Origin of the sequence: Megasphaera sp. An286 (assembly GCF_002163455.1) — a bacterium.
GTDB lineage: Bacteria > Bacillota > Negativicutes > Veillonellales > Megasphaeraceae > Megasphaera > Megasphaera stantonii.
In genome coordinates, this window is sequence record NZ_NFIY01000013.1 from 18,711 (window position 1) to 35,765 (window position 17,055).

The 17,055-nt window shown below is 58.6% G+C and carries 17 protein-coding genes; 7 read left to right on the top strand and 10 right to left on the bottom strand.

Annotated elements, in window-relative coordinates; genetic code table 11:
- Positions 1-26: 26 nt before the first annotated feature.
- The 4 genes from B5F80_RS07135 to B5F80_RS07150 are packed head-to-tail and all read right to left on the bottom strand — an operon-like array spanning position 27 to position 3,819.
- Complete coding sequence (locus B5F80_RS07135) at positions 27-1,490, bottom strand: sodium:solute symporter family protein (RefSeq protein ID WP_204246361.1); 1,464 nt, start codon at positions 1,488-1,490, stop codon at positions 27-29.
- A gap of 30 nt (positions 1,491-1,520) precedes the next feature.
- Positions 1,521-2,381, bottom strand: coding sequence for an alpha/beta fold hydrolase (locus B5F80_RS07140; RefSeq protein WP_087478136.1), 861 nt, complete (start codon positions 2,379-2,381; stop codon positions 1,521-1,523).
- 1 nt (position 2,382) lies between these two features.
- The gene (locus B5F80_RS07145) at positions 2,383-2,583 is read right to left on the bottom strand and encodes a DUF3311 domain-containing protein (RefSeq protein ID WP_087478137.1); all 201 of its coding nucleotides are present in this window, start codon (positions 2,581-2,583) and stop codon (positions 2,383-2,385) included.
- Positions 2,584-2,628: 45 nt separating this feature from the next.
- Positions 2,629-3,819 carry an amidohydrolase gene (locus B5F80_RS07150; protein WP_087478138.1) on the bottom strand — a complete coding sequence of 397 codons (1,191 nt, stop codon included), beginning with the start codon at positions 3,817-3,819 and terminating at the stop codon, positions 2,629-2,631.
- 283 nt (positions 3,820-4,102) lie between these two features.
- Here B5F80_RS07150 and murQ point away from each other — a divergent pair, with 283 nt between their 5' ends.
- Genes murQ through B5F80_RS07165 form a run of 3 tightly spaced genes read left to right on the top strand, consistent with a single transcriptional unit; the run spans position 4,103 to position 7,480 of the window.
- Positions 4,103-5,014 (top strand): N-acetylmuramic acid 6-phosphate etherase, encoded by a 912-nt coding sequence (murQ, locus tag B5F80_RS07155; RefSeq protein ID WP_087478139.1) that lies wholly within the window; start codon positions 4,103-4,105, stop codon positions 5,012-5,014.
- Positions 5,004-6,383, top strand: a complete 1,380-nt coding sequence (locus tag B5F80_RS07160; RefSeq protein WP_087478140.1) for a PTS transporter subunit EIIC — start codon at positions 5,004-5,006, stop codon at positions 6,381-6,383. The genes murQ and B5F80_RS07160 overlap by 11 nt, the downstream gene beginning before the upstream one ends.
- Before the next feature lie 14 nt (positions 6,384-6,397).
- Positions 6,398-7,480: a MupG family TIM beta-alpha barrel fold protein gene (locus tag B5F80_RS07165; RefSeq protein ID WP_087478141.1), complete on the top strand. Its 1,083-nt coding sequence runs from the start codon at positions 6,398-6,400 to the stop codon at positions 7,478-7,480.
- On the opposite strand, the gene B5F80_RS07170 is transcribed toward B5F80_RS07165, so the two are convergent.
- Positions 7,481-8,359, bottom strand: coding sequence for an EamA family transporter (locus B5F80_RS07170; RefSeq protein ID WP_239386320.1), 879 nt, complete (start codon positions 8,357-8,359; stop codon positions 7,481-7,483).
- A gap of 203 nt (positions 8,360-8,562) precedes the next feature.
- On the opposite strand from B5F80_RS07170, the gene B5F80_RS07175 reads away from it, so the two are divergent.
- From B5F80_RS07175 to B5F80_RS07190, 4 genes are all read left to right on the top strand, one after another.
- On the top strand, positions 8,563-9,648 hold the full coding sequence (locus B5F80_RS07175; protein WP_087478142.1) for a M48 family metallopeptidase: 1,086 nt from the start codon (positions 8,563-8,565) through the stop codon (positions 9,646-9,648).
- Between the two features lie 70 nt (positions 9,649-9,718).
- Positions 9,719-10,558: an NYN domain-containing protein gene (locus B5F80_RS07180; protein WP_087478143.1), complete on the top strand. Its 840-nt coding sequence runs from the start codon at positions 9,719-9,721 to the stop codon at positions 10,556-10,558.
- Positions 10,559-10,657: 99 nt separating this feature from the next.
- A complete protein-coding gene (locus B5F80_RS07185) occupies positions 10,658-11,743 on the top strand; it encodes a hypothetical protein (protein WP_239386321.1) in 1,086 nt (361 codons plus the stop codon).
- 57 nt (positions 11,744-11,800) lie between these two features.
- Positions 11,801-12,616, top strand: a complete 816-nt coding sequence (locus B5F80_RS07190; RefSeq protein ID WP_087478184.1) for a DUF368 domain-containing protein — start codon at positions 11,801-11,803, stop codon at positions 12,614-12,616.
- Between the two features lie 66 nt (positions 12,617-12,682).
- On the opposite strand, the gene B5F80_RS07195 is transcribed toward B5F80_RS07190, so the two are convergent.
- Genes B5F80_RS07195 through pxpB form a run of 5 tightly spaced genes read right to left on the bottom strand, consistent with a single transcriptional unit; the run spans position 12,683 to position 17,055 of the window.
- Positions 12,683-13,471 carry a putative hydro-lyase gene (locus B5F80_RS07195; protein WP_087478144.1) on the bottom strand — a complete coding sequence of 263 codons (789 nt, stop codon included), beginning with the start codon at positions 13,469-13,471 and terminating at the stop codon, positions 12,683-12,685.
- A 16-nt stretch (positions 13,472-13,487) separates the two neighbouring features.
- Complete coding sequence (gene accC, locus B5F80_RS07200; RefSeq protein WP_087478145.1) at positions 13,488-14,843, bottom strand: acetyl-CoA carboxylase biotin carboxylase subunit; 1,356 nt, start codon at positions 14,841-14,843, stop codon at positions 13,488-13,490.
- A 15-nt stretch (positions 14,844-14,858) separates the two neighbouring features.
- Positions 14,859-15,314 carry an acetyl-CoA carboxylase biotin carboxyl carrier protein gene (gene accB, locus B5F80_RS07205; RefSeq protein WP_087478146.1) on the bottom strand — a complete coding sequence of 152 codons (456 nt, stop codon included), beginning with the start codon at positions 15,312-15,314 and terminating at the stop codon, positions 14,859-14,861.
- A gap of 15 nt (positions 15,315-15,329) precedes the next feature.
- Complete coding sequence (locus B5F80_RS07210) at positions 15,330-16,328, bottom strand: biotin-dependent carboxyltransferase family protein (RefSeq protein WP_087478147.1); 999 nt, start codon at positions 16,326-16,328, stop codon at positions 15,330-15,332.
- Entirely contained in the window at positions 16,318-17,055 is a 738-nt protein-coding gene (gene pxpB, locus B5F80_RS07215) for a 5-oxoprolinase subunit PxpB (RefSeq protein WP_198643501.1), read from the bottom strand. The genes B5F80_RS07210 and pxpB overlap by 11 nt, the downstream gene beginning before the upstream one ends.

Here is a 17,055-nt window from a genome sequence, read left to right on the forward strand (position 1 = left end):
TTATACATTAAACGAAATACAACAGGCTAAACTAACCGCGTCTTGCCGTTTTTCGTCACGGCGCTGACGAGAACAAATACGATAAAGTTCGCCGCTAAGGCGATAAACCCGGCGTTAAAGTGTCCGCCCAGCACTGGCAGCGGGTCCATCTGATTCAGCATGAGATAGAACACGAGGGCTTCGCCGACGACCAGGCCGCAGAGGGCGGCTTTCTTACTGGCCTGCTTCCAAAACATGCCCAAGACCAGCAGCGGGAAAAACTGGGTGACGCCGGAATACCCCGTCAGCAGCAGGTTGACGAGCAGATTGGAGTGGAAAATAGACAGATACAGCGCCGCCGCCGTCAAAATGAGAATCAAGTATCGCGCCGTCCGCTTCATGTGCTCCGGCGAAATCCCTTCGTCGCCGCGGCGCAGCCCTTTAATGTATATATTGCGGGAAATGAGAAGGGACGTGGACAGCAGCAGGTCGGCCGCAGGAATCATGCAGGCCAGGGCGCCGGCCCCTCCGATAATTCCCAGCACCCATACGGGGAAGGAATCCTTGACCATGTATAAGAAGGCCATGTCGGCGACGGGAATCGGATTGTCCGCATATACCAGGACGGCCGTAAAGCCGACGATCATCGGGAAGATGAGAAACAGGTGGCACACGGGCAGCCATACGGCGTTATGCCGCGGCACATCGGGATCCTTGGCGCTGAAGGTGTTCGTCGAAAAATGCGGCCACATGTAAAACCCCGCCGCCATGACGACGAGGGTCGTCATAGCCCAGATGATATCCAGATTGCCTGTGCCTCCGGGAAACATCATAAACCCCGGCTTCATCGCTTCGACCTGGGCAAACATTTCGCCGATGCCGCCGCAGTAATGGTACGGCAGATATAAGCCGAAGAACAACATGGAGCCCATCATCATGACGTCTTTGACGACAGCCGTCGACGCGACGCCTTTCAAGCCGCTCAAAAATACAAACAAAGCGACCATGACGAAGGCGATGACCATGGCGTATACCCGCGGAATCGCGCCCAGGGACGTGACCTCTACGATAAGGCCCAGCGCCGTCAGCTGCAGCTGCAAATACGGAAGCAGAAAGGCGACGCCGATGCAGGATACTAAAATACCTAAAGGCCGGCTGTCGTACAGGTATTCGACCAAGTCGCCCTGCGTGACGAGCTGATGGCGATGGCCGTACTGGCAGACCCTCGGCAGAATATGATAGCCGACGACGTAGGCCAGCGCCCCGTAGCCAAGGATATAGAAGGTCGGGCCGCCCTTGGCGTAGGCCCAGCCGCTGGCCCCCAAAAAAGCAAAGGCCGTATACACCTCGCCGGCCATGATAAACCAGTTCAGCCAGCGTCCGAAATTCCGTCCCCCGACGGCCCAGTTCTCAGCGTTCATGTGCTTATCTTTCAATCCGGGAATTGCGCCCAGTACGGCGATCCCGATGATGAAGACAAATAAAATAACCAGTGCGCTCATTGCCTCCATAATACATTCCCCCTCGCGAACAAATATACTTTACGACGTCGCCTTATCGAGCACGGCCTGCATCCACTGGCCGATCATCGCGCCGACAGTCAGACGTGTTTCATCAAAAGCATGGTCGGCCTCCAGCATATCGAACTGCTGCACAGCCGCCGTCTCATGGAGCTGCAGCTGCCGCCACAGCGGCCCGATCATGTCTGCCGCCGGCGCGACGTCGTCTTTCGCCGCGCCGATGAAGTACAGGTTCCTGTCTTTGAGGTCTTCGGCGGCATGGCGAAGGCCGAACTCGGCGTGAAGACAATACTGCGCGTCTTCATATAAGTCCTTTATACTGGACAGGCGCAGGACGTCGGCTCCCTGAATCAGCAGCTCCTTCAGCGATTCTTCGTCTCCCCTTTCAAACAACGACGGAAAATCGTAAGGAGCCATGACGGCGGCGCCGCAAATCCAGGGGAGACGCCGCATGGCGTTCACGGCGGCAAATCCTCCCATGCTGTGGCCGATGAAGAACATCTTGTCCGTATCAATGCCGTATTTAGAAGCCGTTTCCGTCGTCCGGGCCCACTCCGCCGCAGCCACGGCGTCTTCGATGATGCCCGACAAGGTATATTGGCCTTCGCTTCCCCAACAGCCGCGGTACGATATGCTCACGGCGACGGCTCCCATCCGGCGCAGCCCCTGGCCGATATCGAACAGCGACGTATATCCCGGATACCCGTGCAGCAGGATTGCGCAGGGACGCCGTTCCCCCGGCGGCCTTCCCGGCGTCATCACCTTTCCGTATATGTGGGCGTCCCCGCCGCCGCTGAGAATACTCAGCCCTTCCAGAGCCGGCGGTATCTCTCCGGGACGGCAAGGCGGGTCCTGATACATATATTCCAAATGCAGCGTCATATTACATCTCCTTCTTAGACCGCAGCCGGTCTTTTTTATCCAATACCCACAGCGTATGGATACAGGCCACCGTTACGATGACGCCGGCCTGAATCCAAAAGGCCAGGAAGGGCAGCCCGGCAATCTGCGGATGAAAGGTATTCACAAACGGCAGGGCCGCAATAATCCAAATAAATGGAATCACCGTCAATAGGCATTTCATAGCATGTTCCCCCTTTTCACTGCAAAACAATTTGCGGCGCGGCTGTTAGGAATGAAGCCGCAGCCAGTCTACGGCATACATGGCGTAGATGCCGGCCGCTCCCGGCAGCGCCGATTCGTCAAGCGTAAAGGTATCGCTGTGATGGGAATGCACGGCGCCGACGTCGGGATTATAAATGCCGATCAGTGCGAAACACCCGGGCTTCTTCTCCAGATAGTAGGCGAAGTCTTCGCCGCCCGTCGTCTTTTCCAGGGTCGTCACGGCGTCGCCGCCCAAAATCTTTCTGACCGCGTCTTCTGCAATGGCCGAGCAGCCTTCCTCGTTGACGACGGGCGGTACCATGACCCGGTACTGCAGCTCGGCCGAAGCGCCGTAAGCCGCCGCCGTGTTCTGAACAATCCGTTCCATCGTCGTCTTGATGTCTTCGGCCATTTCCTTTTTGAAATACCGCGTCGTACCGCGCAGCTCCGCTTCGCCGGAAATGATGTTGAACCGCGTTCCGCTCTTCATGGTCCCGACTGTCAGGACGACCGAATCCAGCGGACTGACATGACGCGACACGACGCTCTGCAAATTCAGGACGATGGCCGACGCGACGACCGTAGCGTCCACGGTCTGCTGAGGCTGCGAGCCGTGGCCTGCCCGGCCGTGTACGAGAATGGTGAATTCATCGGCAGCCGCCATCCGTTCGCCTTTTTCGACGGATACCTTCCCCGACGGCACGTCGATCCAAAGATGGCCGCCGAAGATGGAGCCGATTTCTTCATACCAGTTTCCAAAGCGTATCATATACGGCGCGCCGCGCCCCGTTTCTTCGCCGGGCTGAAAAATCAAATACACCGTGCCGTACAGCCGGTCCTTCATGTTGACCAGCATGCGCGCCGCCCCTAATAATGCAGCGATATGGCCGTCGTGGCCGCAGGCGTGCATACAGCCGCTGCAGCGCGATTTGAAGGGCACGTCGTTTGCTTCCTGTACGGGCAGGGCGTCTATGTCGGCCCGCAGGGCCACAGCTTTTCCCGGATGATCCCCTTCAATCTTGGCGACTACGCCCGTATGCTGCTCCGGATTCACTTCGCACGGAATGCCCATGTCTTCCAGAATATTGACGATTCGCAGCGTCGTCCGCCGTTCCTGAAAGCTCGTTTCCGGATATTCGTGGAACTGCCGCCGCCACTGGCGAATCTGTCCTTCGTATGTTTTCATATATGTTTTAATCATATCGGCGTCGTTCATCAGTAGTTCCCCCTCTGCCGTTCAGATTCTTTCACACTACGCGCCGCGCGGCTCCGTTTTCCCTCCAGCCGCGCAAAAAAGCGCCGTTGAATGCAGATTCAACAGCGCCTTTGCCGCACGTACTATGAAATTAAAGCCATTATAGCGGTTCCCTTTCGCCTTGTCAATAAAAGCCCCGTATTTTTTACAAAATAGTTAGAAATAGTTTAGAAAAAGTAAGGCTTGCGCGTCTATGCCATCCTTTCTATAATGGAAGGTATAAGTAAAGAAAGGACCTCTGCATATGATTGATCTCCACGCTATCGCAACAGAACAGCGCAACGAACAGACGCGGCATATAGACCGGCTGTCTACGCTGGATATGATACGCCTTATCAACGAAGAAGATACAAAGGCTGCCCTCGCCGTCGGCGCTATCGCCCCGGCCATTGCCGACGCCGTCGACTTGATTGCCGGCCGGCTGCGGCAAGGAGGGCGGTTATTTTACATCGGTTCGGGTACGTCGGGACGGCTGGGCATACTCGACGCCGTCGAATGTCCGCCGACGTACAGCACGGACCCCGACATGGTCCAGGGCCTCATCGCCGGCGGGTACGAAGCCATCTTCCGGGCCAAGGAAGGTGCCGAAGACTCACAGGACATGGGACGGGCCGACCTGGCAGCCAAGGCCGTGACGGCAAAAGACGTCGTCGTCGGCCTCAGCGCGTCGGGACGGACGCCCTACGTCCTCGGCGGCCTGCAGTACGCCGCTTCCGTCGGCGCAGCGACGATTTCCATCGACTGCTCGCCTCAGGCCCCTATCGCCCAGTATGCACAAATCGACTTATGCGCCCTCGTCGGCCCGGAGGTCATCACCGGCTCGACGCGCATGAAAGCCGGCACGGCGCAGAAGATGATCCTCAACATGCTGTCTACAGGGGCCATGATACGGCTCGGCAAGGTATACGGCAACCTCATGGTCGACGTAAAGGCCTCTAATGAAAAGCTGAAAGAACGAGCCTGCCGCATCGTCATGACGGCGGCCCAATGCGGACGAAGGGACGCCGAACAGGCCTTGCTTCAATGCCGCGGGCAGGCTAAAACGGCCATCGTCATGCTGCGCCTCGGCGTGTCCGCCGCCGAAGCGGAACGGCGGCTTGCCGCGCACGGCGGATACATAGACCGGGTATGCAAGGAGACGCCTCATGACCGATAAAGAATTAGCGGAACAGCTGCTGGCCGCCGTCGGGCCGGCCGAGCGCATCGTCCACGCCTACAACTGCATGACCCGCCTGCGCCTTCACGTCAAGGACGGCGGCATCCCTGCCGAGGAAATCAAAAAAATTCCCGGCGTCTTAGGCGTCAACAAGTCCGGCGACGAATGGCAGATCGTCCTGGGCCCCGGCAAGGCCACCAAGGTGACGAAGGAGTTTAAAGCCCTTCTGGAAAAAGACAGCGCGACGCCCAAGTCCGACGGCGGCACGATTTCCTCCCTTGCCCAGGCCGCGTCGGTCGGCGACGGGAAAGAGCTCCACGACGCCATACAAAAAAAGAACGCCACGCCGGCTAAGCTGGCCTTAAAGAAAATTTCCGCCATTTTCGTCCCCATCATTCCGGCCTTCATCGCCTGCGGCCTCATTACGGGACTGCTGAACGTCGCCTTGAAGATAGAGCCGTCGTGGGCGGCGTCGCCTATCGCGCAAATGCTGGCCGTCGCTGGCAGCGCCGCCTTCTTCGGCCTGAATATATTCGTCGGCATCAACGCCGTCAAGGTCTTCGGCGGGTCACCTATGATCGGCGGCGTATTGGCCGCCGTCATGAGCCATCCGTCCCTGGCGTCGATTTCAGCCGACGGCATCGCCTTTGCGCCCGGCCGGGGCGGCGTCGTCGCCGTCCTCCTCGTGTCGCTGTTCGCCGCCTGGCTGGAAAAAAAGCTCCATCGCCATATTCCGGACATGTTTGACCTCTTTGCGACGCCCCTAATTACAGTCCTCCTTTCCACCTTCGCGGCTCTCTGCATCTGCCAGCCCGTCGGCGGCTGCATATCCGAGGCCATCGGCGCGGCGGCGACGGAGTCTATCCGTTCCGGCGGAGCCGTCACGGGCTTCCTGTTAGGCGGAGCCTTCCTGCCCATGGTCATGGCCGGCGTGCACCAGGGCCTCACGCCGATTCACGCCGAGCTGCTGGCCCGCTACGGCGTGACGATTCTCCTGCCCGTCCTGGCCATGGCCGGCGGCGGACAAGTCGGAGCGGCCCTAGCCGTATATGCCAAGACGAAAAACAAAGGGCTGCGCAAAACCATCGCCTCGGCCCTGCCCGTCGGCATCATGGGCGTCGGCGAGCCCCTCATCTACGGCGTCACCCTGCCCTTAGGCAAGCCCTTTATCGGAGCCTGCATCGGCGGAGCCTGCGGCGGCGCCGTCCAGGCCTACTACATGGTCGGCTCGGCAGCCTTAGGAATTTCCGGCCTGCCCCTGGCGGCCAGCACCGATAATATTCCCATCTACCTGCTCGGCCTGGCCGTATCCTATGCCGTCGGCTTCATCGCCGCCTGGATTCTCGGCTTCGATGACCCCGAGCCATAAGGAGGAACGACATCATGAAAACGGGAATCTCCCTGTACCCGGGCCTGCACGGCACGGCAGAAGAACATTTGGCATTACTGGAAAAGGCCGCCGACGCAGGCATAGTCCGCGTGTTTACGTCCCTGCACATTCCGGAAGCAGACACTGCGGCGCTGCGCCGGGAACTGCGCGCCCTGCTGCAGACGGCACGGCGGCGCGGCCTGGACGTCGTCGCCGACGTATCGCCCCAAACGGCGGCCATCCTCGGCGTCGACAGCCTTCAGCCGCAGCAGCTGCGGGAACTGGGCATCACGACAGCCCGCCTGGACTACGGCTTCGACGTGCGAAAGACGGCCTTATTCAGCCGCATCATGTCCATCCAGCTCAACGCCTCGACGGTACAGCCCGAGTATTTAGACGCCCTGCGCGAAGCCGGCGCGGATGTTTCCCGCATCGACTGCCTGCACAATTTCTATCCCCGGCCTCATACGGGACTGAGCGAAGCCTTTTTTACCGCCCAGACGGCGTGGCTCCAGCGGGAAGGCCTGTCTGTCGGGGCCTTCATTCCCAGCCAGCACGGCCGGCGCGGGCCTTTATTCGAAGGGCTGCCGACGCTGGAAGACCACCGCCGCCTCGACGTCAGCCTGACGGCCCGTCATCTGGCCGCCTTAGGCGTCCAGTCGGCCTTCATCGGCGACGGCCAGCCGTCCGACGCGGAGCTGGAAGCCCTCGCCGCGGCGGGCCGCGAAGAGAAGGGCGTCGTCGTCTTAAAGGCCCGCCTCTGCAGCCGCGAGCCCTGGGTCCGCGATTTCCTGTCCTATACCTTTACGTCCCGCCTGGACCCGTCCCGCGATATGATACGGACGCAGGAAAGCCGCTCTCATGCGAGCGGCTCCATTGTAAGAGACGAGGCTTGCCCCCGCCGCGGCCTGCGGCGCGGCGACGTAACCATCGACACGGATATGTACTTGCGGTACCGGGGAGAAATGGCGATTATGACGGCCGACGCCGAAGAAGACGACAAGACGATGATCGCCGCCCAAATCCTGCCAGAAGAACGGTTTTTGCTGAACTATATCACGCCAGGGCGGCGATTCCGCTTAGAATTCGTCCGCTGATCAGGATTTGCAGTTCAGCAGCACGACGGCTCCCAAAATACAGGCGATACCGCCGAGGCCGGCCGCCGTAAGGAGTTCGTGAAATACGGCGACGCCGACGAGGGTCGACGTCAGCGGTTCGACAGACGCCAGGATAGACGCTTTCCCCGCTTCCATCTTATTGAGCCCCAGCGTATACAGGCCGAAGGGCAGCGCCGTCGACACGACGCCCAGCAGGACGAACAGAGCCGCCGCTTCGGGCACTGCCAGGACGACAGCGGCAATCTGTCCGGCATGGCTGAAACCGATAAGCCCGGCCGCGGCGACGACAAAGGTCCACGTCGTCACGGCAAAGGGCGTGTATTTCGCCAAAGCATAGCGGGCAAAAATCGAATACAAGGCGTAGCCGAAGCCGGCTCCCAACCCGGCCAGGACGCCGGGAACGTTGACCTTCCCTACGCCCAGCCCGCTGACGAGGACGCACCCGGCAAAGGCCAGGACCAGGCACAGGGCTTTCACCGGCGTGAAGGCTTCTTTAAACAACAGGACCGACAGGACCATGACGATGCTCGGCGCGGTGTACAGCAAAATGGCCGCCATGGACAAGGTCGTCAGCTGAATCGCCGTGAAATAGCAGATGTTGAAAAAGACGATGCTGCACAGGCCCGTCCCCAGGAACATCCATATATCCCGTTTGGCAATAGCCAGCTCCGACGCCCTCGTGCCGGCCATGAACAGCACCATGACCGCCGCCGTCACAAAGGAGCGGCCAAAGGCAATCTGGACCGGCGAAAATCCCAGCGCCGCCAGCTGACGGGAAAAAATCCCGATGACGCCCCAGCAGATGCCGGCGGCGATAATAAAAAACGGCGCCGTCTTGCCGTCAAGTCGTATAGTCATAGTCCATCCCTTCTTTTCCCTTTGTTATGCGTTTCATAGTAAAAGACTTTCGTCTCATTGTCAATACGCTGCCTTACGCGCCGCTATCGCCGCGCGCCTATGGCATGGTATACTACATGTATATGCACGATGTATAGTCACGGTATCTGCTTCGCCGATACCGCCTCTGCCGCCCTGCCTGCGCAGGAGAAAGGAGACCTCTCATGTCCGCATCATCATGGAAACGCGCGGCCATACGCGCCGCCATCTGCATCAGCCTCAGCACCGCCATTGCGCCAGCCGCGCCGGTTCAGGCCATTGACCTCGGCACCATCGGCACCCTCATCGGAGCCGGCGTACAGTACGCCAGCCTGAACAAACAGCTCAGCTATCTGGACAACGAAGGGCGCGACGAATTCATGGAACAGGTCAAGGCCCAGTACGGCGTCAATTACGACCCCCAGGCCAACGCCATGACGGCCCGCGTCATGGCAAACCTGTCCCGTTCCGTCGCGGCCATCGACCCATCCATCCTGGATAAGCCGTACAATTATTTCGTCAACAACGACACGTCCTTCAACGCCTTCTGTACTATCGGCCACAACATGAGCGTCAACATCGGCCTCTTCGAGCCCCTGAACTACAACGAAAACGAAGTCGCCTTCGTCCTGGCTCACGAAATGGGCCACGGCCAGAAAAACCATCCCATCGAAGGCGTCAAGAAATCCATGCCCCTTGATTTGCTGGCGTCGCTGGCCGGAGCCAACGGCAGCGCGGCCCAGCTCGGTTCGGCCATCTTGTCGCAAATCGGCACGGCGAATCTGGTCACCAAGCCCATGGAAAAGGAAGCGGACAAGCTGGCCTTCGAATACGCCGTCGGCGCAGGCTACAACCCCGGCGCGGGCGCCGCCTTATGGCAGCGCATGCTGGAAAAGGGCGGCTCCGTCAAGACGAGCGGCGTCATGGAGCTGTTCAACGACCATCCGACCAACGTCAGCCGCCGCGACACGTACAGCAAGACCCTAACGAAATGGAGCAACAACGTCGTCAAGGTCGACGCCGAAACGGGCATGATTTCCATCCGCGGCAAAGAATGGTTCGCCCCGGCCGATACGGCTTCTATGAGCGGCCGGGAACAGGCCTACCTAGTTGCCGGCAACCTGGCCGCCGTCTACCATCAGAACAAGCGGCCGACGGCCTCCGTCCATACACAGGGACAGATGCTCTACGTCGGAGCCCAGCCCATTGCCGATTTGAGCGCCGAGCCGAACCCAGCTGCCGTGACGGCCCGCCTGCAGGCCCTGCTGTAATCGGCATAACACAATATCTTTTATTTTCCCGGCCTAAATGATACAATAGCAGGCAGGAGGAATCACATTTATGGATCATGAAATGAAATTAGCCGTCCTCATCGACGCGGAAAATATTTCCAATAAATACATTGACGTCATCTTATCGGAAGCCAACAACTTAGGCGACGTCATATACAAGCGCATTTACGGAAACTGGACGACACCGCAGATGGCCTCGTGGCGCAGCACCATTCTGGACAACGCTATCCAGCCCGTGCAGCAGTACAGCAACACGACGCGCAAGAATTCGTCCGATTCGGCCCTCATCATCGACACGATGGACCTGCTGTATCAGAGCCATCTCGACGGCTTCTGCATCGTATCGTCGGACAGCGACTTTACCCGCCTGGCATCGCGCCTGCGCGAATCGCAGAAATACGTTCTCGGCATGGGCGAAAGCAAGACGCCCCGCTCCTTCATCTCGGCGTGCAACAAGTTTCTGTATTTAGACGTCCTGCTGGAAGAAGCGGAAGAAAACGAAAGCGAAGAAGCTAAGCCTGTTTCAACGCCGGATACAGCCGTAGCGGCCCAGCCTTACGTACCGGCTCACGAAAAAACGCCGGGCAAGGATTTCCTGACCATCAAGCAGGCTCTCATCAAGCTGACCGAAGAAAACTCCGACGACAACGGCTGGATTTTTTCCGGCACCCTGGGGAATTTGCTGAGCAAGCAGTTCTCCGACTTCGACGTGCGCAACTTCGGCTACAAGAAATTCGTCCCCTTTATCGAATCACTGAAGCTGTTCGACGTAAACACCATTACGGACGACAAGAACAAGACGGTAAAGCACAATTACTTCCGCCTCAAGTCGCAGACGTCGTACCGTCCGGCCCGCTCGTCCCATCCGTATCACAAGAATTACCGCTAATACGGCGAGGTACAATGGAACGGCCCATCCCGTTCCATGGCACCTCGTTTTTCCTATCGGCCTGCTCCCTTGGAAATACAGACGAAAGGAAGGGTTCCCATGTCTGACGAACAAATGCAGAAAACGCTCGAATCGCTGTCCCGAAAGCATCCGAACCGGCCCATCGCCGTGACGGCCGATTTGGCCAACGACAACTTAAACAGCATTTGCCGCCTGTCCCTGGCATGGATCAGCGACGGCAGCGTCCACGGTCTCACCTTCTTGATCAAGCCGCCGACGGACGAGTTTACGTGCCGCAAAATCACGGCCGACATGGTCGCCGACTGCCAGCCCTTCGCCGACGTCTGGGACGGTGAAATCAAGATATTGCTGAAAAACGCCGTCCTTTCGGCGTATTCGTCAGAACAGCTCTTCCTGGCCATCAAGGCCAGCTACGAAGCCAGCGGCAAGCCCTTTTCCATGGAAGACGCCTACGTCCGCGACCTGAAATTTCTCGCCGCGGCCTATATTGCCGACTTGGAAAACTTTTCTTTTTTATCGATTATGCATTACATGAACATTTCTGTAGACCTGGACAATTCCCTCAGCCGGGCTATGGCCTGCGCCTGCGGCATGAACTGGATGGAAAAGCTGTATCCCATCGGCAACTACGGCCTGCCCCTGTCGGCGGTCATGGCCGGCGCGCTCCACGAGCCGACAGAGGAAGAAACGCAGCGCAAGGCTGAGACGCACAAAACGCTGGAGCAGGCCGCTCGCTATTTGCAGCTCCTCTTCCTGCCCTTCGTCCTGCTGTGCCTGATTCTGGCCGGCTACTACCTGTACGCGCTGCAGGAAAACGCCAAGACCCACGTCGACTTTTCGCAGTACTCGTCAGTCAAGGCCGTGCCGCCGGAGCAAAAGCCCTCCTTTCCAGCCATCGAGACGAATAAAGAGTACCTGATGCTCCGCGGCACCTACATCGTCTGCGACGCCAGGACTATTCCAGAATTTCTCGACGCCTTTCAAAACCACGACGTCGAGATGATTCGCCAGATGGTGCGCTCCGACGAGGTCATCGTCTTTATGAATCCGACGCGCGTAAAATCACTGAGCCCGGCCGATGAAAAAGGCTTCGTCCTCGTAAAAATCCTCGGCGGCGAATACGACGGCGCGACGGGCTACGCCCACAGCATGATGCTGGAATAAGACTGTACTTCACATACCGACATACGCCCTCTTTATAGAAAGGACACGATATTGATTATGAAGCACTCTCCTATAGTTACGTTTCTAAAAGGCTTGATCGTCGGCGGAACGATGCTCGTTCCCGGCGTCAGCGGCGGCTCCATGGCCATCGTATTAGGCATATACGACAAGCTCATTCACGCCGTCAGCGCCCTGACGCGGCTCGATAAGGCCTCCTTTTTCTTTCTGTGCGCCTTCTCCGCCGGCGGCGGCCTCGGCATCATCGCCTTCGCCAAACCGCTGCTCCACTTCATGGAAACGTATCCTATTCCCACGTCGTACTTCTTCCTGGGCGCCGTAGCCGGCAGCGTCCCCATTACCTTCCGTCAGGGAAATATTTCCAGCCTGTCGGCCAAGGCCGTCCTGTATATCCTCTTAGGCGTGGTCATCGTCGCCTTGTTTGCCGCCGCGCCTATAGACGGGCTGCACGCCCAGACCGACGGCGGCCTGTTCTTCCTCATTCTGTGGATCGTGACGGGCTTCGTCGCCTCTATCGCCCTCATTCTGCCAGGCATCAGCGTATCGTACCTGCTGTATCTCTTAGGCGTATACGACCAGATACTGCTGGCCATCAGCAGCCTGTCCTTTTCCTTGCTCATCCCCTTGGGCGGCGGCGTCATCGCCGGCATCGTGGCGACGACGAAATTGCTGGAAAAGGCCATGAACCGCTATCCCCAGGCGACGTATCTCATCATCTTAGGCTTCGTCCTCGGCTCCATGTGGGAGCTGTTCCCCGGCGTCCCGACAGACCTGCTCTCCCTCGTATCCGCCGCCGTTCCCCTGGCTGCCGGCTTCGCCGTCATCTACACCCTTTCAAAGCAAGAGCTTTCCTAAATACTTTATAAAAAAAGCTGAATGCACGCGTTATAGGCGTATGCATTCAGCTTTTTTAGTATGCTCTTACATGATGGATAGCTGCGAATTCAGGACGTCTGTAATGAACATGTATCCCGGCGCATGGGTAATCATGAACTCAGGCTTCACGGCCATGGCCACGGCCTGAGGCGTGACGCCGCAGGCCCAGAAGACGGGCACTTCGCCCGGCTTGATGTCGGACCGTTCGCCGAAGTCGGGCTTGTCGATGTCGGAAATGCCGATGGCTTCGGGATCGCCGATGTGGATCGGCGCGCCGTGGACGAAGGGCATGCGCGTCGTAATCTGCACGGCCCGGATCGCATCGGCAGGCTTCATGGGCCGCATGGACACGACCATGGGACCGTGAAATACGCCGGCCGGCACGCACTCGATATTCGTCTTGTACATGGGCACGTTGTGGTTGTCCGTAATGTGGCGGATTTCCAGGCCCGCCTCTATCATGGGGCCTTCAAAAGAAAAACTGCAGCCCAGCAAAAAGGCCACCAAATCGTCGCGCCAGAACGGCGCGGCATCGGTCACTTCGTCAGTCAGCTCGCCATGGCGATAAATGCGGTACCGCGGTATGTCGTGCCGCAGGTCGGCCTCGGGAGCCACGAGCTTCGGAACGGGAGAGCCGGCTTCCGTCACGTCCAATACGGGGCAGGGTACCTTGTTGCGCTGCGTAAACAGCAGGAAATCAAAGGCCAGCTCCTTCGGCAGCACGGCCATATTGGCCTGGGCGTAGGGAGCGCACATGCCGCTCGTCGGCTTATCCAATTCTCCGGCCCGGATGAGGCTTCGCACTTCTGCCGGAGATGCTTTCGCTAAATCCATGACAGTTCCCTTCTTTCTACGTATTTAAAATCTCTTCCAGATGCTCTTCCAAATAATTCGTGTTGACCTGGCCGCAGCGGAAGGCGTCCGTCATCAATATCTTCCGCTGCAGGGGGATATTCGTCGTCACGCCTTCGATTTTAAAATCAGCCAGGGCTTTTTCCATCTTGTCGATGGCTTCCAGCCGCGTCGGGGCCCATACGATGAGCTTGGCAATCATCGAGTCGTAAAACGGCGTAATGACGCAGCCTCTGTACATGGCGCTGTCCACGCGGATACCGCGGCCGAAAGGAGGCGTGTAGCGCGTGATTTTCCCCGGGCAGGGCATGAAATTGTGCATCGGGTCTTCGGCATTGATGCGGCATTCGACGGCCCAGCCGTTCATGCGGATATCGGCCTGCGTCCACGGCAGCTTTTCCCCTGCCGCGACGAGTATTTGCGCCTTGATCAGATCCGTCCCCGTCACCATTTCCGTGACGGGATGTTCGACTTGGATGCGCGTATTCATTTCCATGAAATAGAAATTTCCCGTATCGTCTACGATGAATTCTATGGTGCCTGCGCCGCTGTAGTCGACGGCCTTGGCGGCCATGACGGCGGCTTCGCCCATCTTCTTCCGCATGTCCGGCGACACGGCGGGCGACGGCGCTTCTTCAATGACCTTTTGGTGACGGCGCTGCGTCGAGCAGTCCCGTTCGCCCAGGTAGACGACGTTTCCGTAATTGTCGGCCATGATCTGAATTTCTACGTGCCGCGAATGGGATAAGTATTTTTCCAAATACACGCCGGCGTTGCCGAAGGAGCGCTCCGCTTCCTGCGAAGCCTGACGCAGGGCCTTGACCAGCTCCGTGCTGTCTTCGACAATGCGCATGCCCTTGCCGCCGCCGCCGGCCGTGGCCTTGATCAGCACGGGATAGCCGATGGCTTCCGCCGTGCGGCGCGCTTCGTCTTCATCGCAGATGACGTCTTCCGTCCCCGGAATAACGGGCACGCCGACGCGCTTCATCGTGCTGCGGGCCATGGCCTTGTCGCCCATGTGGCGGATAGCCTCACCGCTGGCTCCGATGTAGGTAAAGTGATAGTTTGCGCAGGCGTCGGCAAAATCGGCGTTTTCCGACAAAAATCCGTAGCCCGGATGGATGGCGTCGGCCTTGGCCGCCTTCGCCGTCTCGATAATGCGGGCAATATCCAAATAGCTTTTCTTGGCCTGGGCCTGTCCGATGCAGTACGCTTCGTCGGCCAGGCGGACAGGCAGGGAATCGCGGTCGGCTTCGGAATACACGACGACGGCGCTGATTCCCAACTCATGACATGCTTTGATAATTCGCACGGCAATTTCGCCGCGGTTGGCAATCAATACTTTCTTAAACATATGCCCAAGCCCTTTCTATACGCCGACATGGCCTTTTTTCACCTTGAACAACGGCTGGCCGAATTCGACGAACTCGCCGTCTTTTGCCAGCACTTCCGTAATCTCGCCTTCGACCATCGCTTCGACTTCCGTAAAGAGCTTCATCGCTTCCAATACGCAGACGACCGTATTTGGCGTCACGGCGGAACCGACCTTTACGAAGGGAGGCGCCTTGGGGTCCGGTGCGCTGTAGAAGGTGCCTACGATAGGCGCCGTAATTTCGACGACGTGCTCGCCGGGCTGCGGGGCTTCAGCCGGAGCGGCGGCAGGCGGCTGGACAGCCGGCATCATCGGCTGCGGCACGGCGACGGCGACGGGCGCGCCGCCCTTTTCCAGCAGGACCTTTCCGTCCTCGTAGGCCAGTTCCATCTTATTCAGGGACGACGTTTCAAGAATTCGTACTAATTCCTTGATTTCTTCTAACGATAACAAACAAATCCCTCCTAGTTATAGCATGCCTGCGACGGCAATCTTTATATTTTCCATGCAGCGTTCCATGTCGATAAACAGACGCTCGCCTTCTTCGTTGCTGATCAGCCTGAAATACATGCGGTCGCCCGGCTTGAGCTGGGCCACGCGGGCCACGTCTACCTGGGCGACCTGGCCGATGACGGGATAGCCTGCCGTCGTCTGGTGGTCAGCCATCAGGATGATGGGCATGCCGTTGGGCGGCACCTGTACGGTTCCCAGCCCGGCAACTTCGGAAATCATTTCCAGGGGCCGCTTCATTTCCAGCTTAGGGCCGTTCAGGCGATAGCCCATGCGGTCGGACTGTGTCGTAATGAGAAAGTCCGTCCCGAAGAAGTCGTACTTGGCCTTTTCCGTAAACTCGTCGTACTGCAGTCCGGCCATGACCTTAATCGGCTTGCGCAGCCGCTCCGGCGTCGTATGAACCTTGCTGATGCTCCAGCGGGCATGCGTAAAGGAATGAGCGCCGCGGGTCAGCAGGTTGAACATCATCTGCTGGCCGTACTCGCTGGGCTCCTTCGTATTCAGCAAATCGCCGCGGCGCAGGGCCCGCCCTTCCAACCCGCCGAACTGAGCCCGCAGATAGGTGCTCTTGCTGCCCATGACGACGGGCACGTCGTACCCGCCGGCCACGGCCAGATAGGCCCGGCAGCCGACGACACAGGGGCCGAAGCGCAGGATCGCGCCGGCCTTGACGGCGACGGGACGGTGCATGGGCACCTTCTGGCCGTCGATCACCGGGCCGAAATCGCCGCCGGTAATAGCGATGAGCGTATCCGACGTAAACTCGATCGTCGGCCCCATGAGGGTGATTTCCAAAGCCCCTTCGGTTTCATCATTGCCGACCAGTATATTCGCCAGCCGCAGGGAATACACGTCCATCGCCCCTGAAGGGATGACGCCGATCTTCTGGTATCCATAGCGTCCCGTATCCTGAATCGTCGTCAGCAGGCCCGGGCGGATAATGTTAAGACTCATGGCCGTATTCCTCCTTTAAGGCTGCAAATTCTTCTTCCGATACGGCGTAAAACTTCACGATGTCGCCGGCGTGCAGCAGGCTCGGATCGTCTTCCTTCTTCAAGGAAAACATATCCATCGGCGTGCGCCCGATAATCTGCCAGCCGCCGGGCGTGCTCAGGGGATATCCCCCGGTCTGTTCGCCGGCAATGCCGATGCTGCAGGCCGGTATGGCTACGCGCGGCGTATCGCGGCGCGGCGTGGCGATGCGCTTGTCCATGCCGCCCAAATAGGGAAATCCCGGACAGAAGCCGATCATGTACACCAGGTATTCCGGCTCCGTATGGATGGCGATGACTTCCTCTACAGACAAATGATTGTACTGGGCCACATAGTCGATATCCGGCCCGTATTCTCCGCCGTAGCATACGGGAATCTGCACGACCCGGGCCGTTTCCTTCTGTACGTCGGCCAGCTGTTCCATGCATCTGCAGAGGTACGCCGACGTAATCTCCAGGGCCGAGTCGCTTTTATACTTACCGGCCTGCTTTTTGACGACGAAGGGATTGTAGTACACGGCCAGGCTCGTATACGAAATGACGTATTCTATCATCCCGGCGAAGGGATGGGTTTCCAAATAATCGGCCAGCGCCTTGACCTTGCAGTGAATTTCCGGGCTGATCGTACTGCCGAAATTCACGAGGACGCCGGCTTCGCCTAACGGTTTTATCGTAAATTCATGGTTCAA